This is a genomic window from bacterium (assembly GCA_030247525.1).
In the GTDB taxonomy this organism is placed as follows: Bacteria; Electryoneota; JAOADG01; order JAOADG01; family JAOADG01; genus JAOTSC01.
This window is the reverse complement of record JAOTSC010000173.1, coordinates 1-6671: the sequence shown is the minus strand read 5'-3', so window position 1 is coordinate 6671 and position 6671 is coordinate 1. Positions and strand designations below refer to the sequence as shown.

Here is a 6671-nt window from a genome sequence, read left to right as displayed (position 1 = left end):
GACCTATATAGAATTGATCCCCACCATTAGGTTGCGTTAATCTCAAAAAGGGAGTTGGAGCAGTGAAATTAATGTTTCGTTCCGGTAAGAGTGGCGTCGTGGGAATCGATGCAACCGGGACACGATGATAGTTGAAGTCGTTATTCGTCCAGCTCCCTTCATTCAGTACCGCCGAACCAGCATCAAAGTCGGTGAGGTAAGAGACATGAAGATAGGTATCCGCTTTCTGATACGATGAGGGGAAACATTCGGAACGACACTGACCTGCGACCGCATTCGGAGTGTGGGTTTCCGTGATGTTTGTGGCTGTTGACCACCTATGCCCACCATCAGTTGAAACCGAAACATAGATATCGTAATTCGGTCTCCCTTGATGCGAAATATCGTTCAACGTATTGGCAGTATCGCGAGGATCGTAGCAAGCGGTGAATGTGCAATAAAGATTGCCGTTCTGACCAATCGAGAGCGATCCGTTCTGTACCGTACGATTCCATGCGCTGGGATTGCCATGAAGCGTAACATTGCGATTACCACCTTCGGCTACCAAACAAAGTGTATTCGGTTCATCGCTCCGCCAATGCCAAATGTGTCCATAGGTGTAGATGCGTGGTTCGGGAAGGGTATAGTAGAGATTAGTCGTGAAGACAGCATGTAGAACATCGCTGTTATCGAAGAGTAGGCTGATATCGTTATAGGCACGGAAGGTGTCACGGCAGGCGGCGAGGGTGTCGGGATAGAGCGCTGGATTCGGTAACCGCCAATGGGAGATATATTGGTAGTTGTTAAAATTCCAAGTTAAACCATTCTGCGAAATGGCGCAAACAACATTGTTGTTGTAGGGTGAAAACTCGGCGGGCGGTGGATTGCGATCCATGTCGACCGGACGCATCCAAGCAACCGCTGCGCGATTCGATATCCGGGATGCGGCAACTTCACCGGCAACATTCATCGTCCGACCGGGGAGCAGTTGGGGTTGCCCCCAAGTGATGGTTGCGTTAAGTGGATCATACATTCCGCGATGATACCACTGCTGCATTCCAGCAATGGAGGTAGCACCCCCTTCTGTTGTCACAAGATGGACTGCGCCATTTCTACCAATCGCAATTTTCGGCCAATTGGTTTGAATGGTGCTTCCATTCTCGGAGAGTAATGGTAAAGGAGAATCACTGATAAAACAGCCGACAGCGGGCTCTATATCATGATAGACATTTCCGGTTGGTACCGTTGCTCGCGGATTGGATTCGTGGAGTGCAGGAAATGGAATCATACTAAACAATCCCAGTGACGTAAATGCGCTTCGGGTAACTGTTTGTGGAGTGACTCGTTGACCCAATAACCACATCATCCACTGCTGAGTAGAAGCATCGAAACAGCTATACTTTACCTGAATTGTGGAAGCACCGCTATCATAACCACATGTCCAAGCAACATGCGTACACTGCGCCACTGAATCATACTGAATCATTCTGCCACCGGAACCGATGTATTGCAGGTCGTACCAAGTCTGTCCGGCACGATAGACATTGCCAATCGTATCGACTGCGGGTGGCGGCGGAAACTCCTCATTGTTCGGCAAACTACTCCAGCTCGGAAGCGGTTCGTCGCCGGTAATGATGGGGTGATGTTGCGCAGGATCAATCCAGGCGTTAGGCGACTCGGATACGGCAGAAGATACAACCAGTAGGAAAAATGACGCGACAAGAAACTGCTTTACAATGGCGTTCATAGCATGCTCCATTCCAGTCGGACAAAGTAGAAAAGCGAGAAGCAAGTAGGTCAGTTATAACGTACAGAGTAATTGTTTGGAATTCAAGGGAATTTTGGTAAAATGGATTTTTTTGTGGACAGCAAGGGAAAGCTGTGTCAGTGGGAAGATAACAGAAGATCACAGGATGGGAATCCTGTATCCACCAATTTGATGTTACCCATTAGTGGTGGTTACAGGTCTGGAGACCTGTCAGTACCCCCACATGACATACGCACTGATACTTAACACTTTCGCCCGTTGGACAGGAATGTCCAACGTACGGAAAAAAGGGCGGACATGGGAGTCCGCCCCTACCCAAAATGACAAAAAGAAAGGGGCGTATGCCATACGCCCCTACTTTTCGCGACAGGAATGTCGCAGATACGGATGGACAGACAGGATGTCTGTCCTACTGTGTCACCGACTGAGATTGCTTCGCTACGCTCGCAATGACAATAGGGGCGTATGCCATACGCCCCTACGATTAAGTGTCGCGCCGGATTTCTTCGATCAGATTACCGTTGGGATCAATCATGCGAAGAATCAACGGCATCGATCCGGGCAGCGTGTGGGTTGCGCAACCGTGGCACGGATCGTATGCGCGAAACGCCATTTCGATCATATTCATTACGCCATCGTCGCATTTGCCATTTTTGATCAAACCCTTCGCCGCCTTATCGACCGACATTGCGGTACGCGCCGCATTACCGGCGGTTGCCACGATCAAATTCGCCGCAGTCAATACGCCGCGTTCATCGGATTGATAGTGATGGAAGAGTGTACCACGCGGCGCTTCCACGATACCGATTCCCTCTTTCGGAGTATTGGTCGGAATGTTGAGAATGTTCTCGCCGATAATCTCAGGATCGGCGGTTAACTCGACCATCCGCTCCGCCGCATACAGCAATTCGATCAAACGCGCCCAGTGATTCGCCAATGTATGATGCACCGGACGACCGCCAAGTGTTTTGAAGAATTCCGCGTATGCTTCCTGAGCGTGGGGCGTCGGCATACCCTCCGTGACATTGACGCGGGCAAGCGGAGCAACGCTGTAAATACCGCTATCCGGGCCGTCGACAAAACCTTTCCAACCAAGCGGTTTCAGATAGCAGAACTTCATGTAGCTCCACGGTTCGACATGTTCCGCGACGTAGTCGAGATATTTTCCAGTGGGGAATTTACAATACTCTTTCCCACTGGGATCAACGACGCGAATGTCACCCTCGTAGAAATTCATTTGGTTGTTTTTGTCGACCATTCCCATATAATAGGTTTTATGGGTGTAGGTGTCGGATACAATCGCATCGACATACGCGCTATTCTTCAGAACGATATCGCGAAACACCTGCAACGAGAATAATCCGAAATCGACCGCATCGCGTGCGACTTTCGCATACTTCTCTTGCACTTCTTTCGTCATCCGCTTTGCTACTCCACCCGGTTTTCCGAGTACCGGGTGAATCACTTTCCCGCCCATCTCCGTCATCATTTCACGGAGATGCTTTCGGGTGGTGATCACCTTCAAACCGACTTCCATCCCGACTTTTCCGAGGACGCCCAGAATGTTGCGTTCGGCTTTCGGTGCGGTCGGTCCGACGACAAAATCCGGCCCACCTAAATAATAGAAATGAAGGGCATGATCTTCGACGAAGAAGGTCATATAGAAGAGTTCTCGGATCAATCGAGCGGTTCGAGTCGGTTCGACTTTGTACAAATCGTCGAGCGCTTTGGTCGACGCCATGTGATGCGCAGTGGGGCAAACGCCACAAATGCGGGAAGTAATCTGCGGCATATCTTCCGCGGGACGTCCGACGGCGAATTGCTCGAAACCACGCAGTTCGGGGATTTGCAGATAGGCGTGATCAACGCTCCCCTCGTTGTTGAGGAAGATGTCGATTTTCCCATGTCCTTCCAGTCGCGTAATCGGATCGATGGTTACTTTCGTTGACATCGGTTATTTTCCCCCATTCGTAACATTGGCGCGATGCATCAATGATGTGGGTAAACTATAGCGGTAGAACGTGCCCGCGGGATCAACAATCGAATCCATCACTGCTACGATTTCGGCATCGTCGTTGGAATCGAGGGAAGTCGCAATCGCGGAGAGCGCTTTCGCACCGTAATCGCGGACGCGGCTGGTCGGACCCATACATCCGGTGCAAGGCATATTGCCAACCATACAGGAATTGTTGCAACCCTGCCGAGTCACCGGGCCTAAGCAGAGTAAGCCTTGGGCAAGCAAACACTTTTCATGGTCGACTTGAATCTGGAAGGGGCGGTAGAATTGCTTGAGCAACAATTTTTCCGGCTTGGTGTCTTTCCGGGGACACTCATCGCACTGTGCCATATCCGGCGCAAGGACGGCTCCCTTTTCGGGAAGCTCCCCTTTTAATATTGCCATTACGGCATTGACGATGAGCTTGACAGGTGGCGGACAACCGGGGAGAAAATAATCGACATCAATCACTTGATCGAGCGATTTTACGGTCTCAAACAATGTAGGTAATGTCCCTTTCCCTTCGGGGAAAGAGAATTCCGCCATCGGAAGAGTGTACTCAGGATTGACAGTTGAGAAGGCGTTACCATAAGCAGCCTTTAATACTCCCGCCTTGGTGTAGAGATTCGCTAAACCGGGAATACCGCCTTCGTGGGAGCAGCTGCCAAATGCAACGACCAATCCGGCTTTCTTGCGGAGCAACTCGACCATTTCCAGTTGCTCGTCGCTGCGTACGGCACCGTTGATAAAACAAACGGCCATTTCGTTGTCTTTCATCGCTTCGACATCGCTGCGCTTGAAATCCATCGCACAAGGCCAAAAGACGACATCGACCGCGGCAACCACATCGAGAATCGCTTCGTCGAGATCGACAATCGCTTCTTCACAGCCGCCGCAGGACGCGCACCAATAGAAACCTACTTTCGGTTTACTCATAGCGCCATCTCCTTAACAGGGGTCGCCTTTACGTGAGAAAGCGACGCAGCCGCACCGGGGTGCTGCAACTTCATCGGTTCCAGATGGAGCGGACCGAGCTTGCGCACCTGTTCGGTCATTTCATTCATCACTTTTTGCACCCGGTCGCCTTCCGAAGCGGAAATCCATTCGAGCCGGAGCCGTTCCGGTTCGATTCCGAATTGACTGAGGAGTTTTTTCAGCAATGTAATCCGGCGCAACGCTTTGTAGTTGCCTTCCTGATAATGGCAATCGCCGGGATGACAACCACCTATCAGTACGCCATCGGCACCCTGACGAAACGCCGCCATAATAAATTGCGGGTCAAGCCGTCCGGAGCACATAATGCGAACCACGCGCGCATTCGGGGCATACGTCATTCGCGCTGTACCGGCAAGATCGGCTGCGGTATACGTACACCAATTGCAGAAGAATGCAACGATGCGCGGTTCAAACCTGCCATCACTTCCATTACGAATCGGATCAGACATATTCCATGACCCCCTCGATCTCCTCGAAGATCTGTTCGTCGGTGAATAGGTGTTGCTGCGCCGCTCCGGACGGACAACTTGCCACGCAAGTGCCGCAGCCTTTGCAAAGCGCACCGTTTACTTGTGATGTTTTCAGTTCGTTATCGAAACTGATTGCACTATAGGGACAAAGCCCAACACAAATCTGACAACCGGAACACTCATCTTCTGTGATGTACGCCGTATTCGGTTCTAATTCGACAAACCCGCGGTCGATTAAAGCGACCGCTTCCATCGCCGCCGCACCGGCTTGTGCAACGGTGTCGGGAATATCCTTCGGTCCTTGACAAGCGCCCGCTAAGAAAATGCCGTCGGTAAAGGTATTTACCGGAGCGAGTTTCGGATGCCGCTCCAGGAACCAACCTTCCTTGCTGCAACTGATATTGAAGAGCCGTCGAACATCGTCCGCATCAGATTTCGGTTCGAGTCCGGTCGACAACACAACCATATCGACGGGAATCCGTCGCACAACTCCGAGCAGCGTATCTTCGGCGCGAAGTACCAATTTGCCTTGCTCTTCGGGGGTTGCCGCCCAGTCGTTCACAGTGGCGACGCGACCACGAATGAAATGAACATTTTCGTTGAGCAACTTGTCGTAGAACTCTTCGTACCCTTTGCCCGGCGTTCGCATGTCGATATAGAAGTTGTAGACATCGGCGCCGGTGCGCTCTTTAATCAAGTGCGCGAGCTTGAGCGAATACATACAACAGACGCGGGAACAGTGTTTGTTCGTTTTCGCATCGCGGCTGCCGACACAATGGATGATGCCAACCGATTGCGGTACGGACTTTCCATCGCGCAATTTGACTTCGCCACCGGTCGGTCCCGAGGCGTTTACCATCCGTTCGATTTCCAACGCGGTGAAGACATTCTTGTATATGCCGTAACCATATTGCGCCGAACGTGCGGCATCGAAGGTTTTGAAACCGGTCGCTAAAATGATCGCTCCGACATCGATTTCCTCGATGGTTTCGGTCTGTGCAAAATCGATCGCATCGCGTTCGCAGGCATCGACGCACGGTTTCTTGCATTTCCCGCGTTTCAGGAAACTGCAGGTTTCGGGATCGATGACCACGACCGATGGCGTTGCTTGCGGGAACGCCATGTAAATCGGTTTCCGCTTAGATAGACCTTCGTTGAATTCGTCGGGGAATTGTCCTTTCTGGAACGTGCACTTCTCGACGCATTCATTACAGCCGACGCATAAATCTTCGATGATATAGCGCGGCTTTCGCCGCACCTTCACTTTGAAATTGCCTACAAAGCCGCTGACATTCGCCACTTCCGAATAAGTCCACATTTTGATATTCGGATGAGCGCGCACCTGCGACATCTTCGGCGTCAGAATACACGCGGCACAGTCGAGCGTCGGGAACGTCTTATCGAACTTTGCCATGTGTCCGCCGATCGTCGGTTCACGTTCGACGAGGTACACTTTCTTACC

General features: G+C 51.4%; 5 protein-coding genes. All 5 read right to left on the bottom strand.

Features of this window, described 5'->3' with window-relative positions:
• Nucleotides 1-1726: hypothetical protein (locus tag OEM52_12810; protein MDK9701021.1), on the bottom strand; the 1726-nt coding region annotated here is incomplete at its 3' end.
• 505 nt (nucleotides 1727-2231) lie between these two features.
• The gene (locus OEM52_12805; protein ID MDK9701020.1) at nucleotides 2232-3698 is read right to left on the bottom strand and encodes a Ni/Fe hydrogenase subunit alpha; all 1467 of its coding nucleotides are present in this window, start codon (nucleotides 3696-3698) and stop codon (nucleotides 2232-2234) included.
• Nucleotides 3699-3701: 3 nt separating this feature from the next.
• Complete coding sequence (locus tag OEM52_12800; GenBank protein ID MDK9701019.1) at nucleotides 3702-4679, bottom strand: oxidoreductase; 978 nt, start codon at nucleotides 4677-4679, stop codon at nucleotides 3702-3704.
• Nucleotides 4676-5188 (bottom strand): hydrogenase iron-sulfur subunit, encoded by a 513-nt coding sequence (locus OEM52_12795; GenBank protein ID MDK9701018.1) that lies wholly within the window; start codon nucleotides 5186-5188, stop codon nucleotides 4676-4678. The genes OEM52_12800 and OEM52_12795 overlap by 4 nt, the downstream gene beginning before the upstream one ends.
• A partial coding sequence (locus tag OEM52_12790; protein ID MDK9701017.1) for a CoB--CoM heterodisulfide reductase iron-sulfur subunit A family protein occupies nucleotides 5181-6671 on the bottom strand: 1491 nt, incomplete at its 5' end. The genes OEM52_12795 and OEM52_12790, both read right to left, overlap by 8 nt.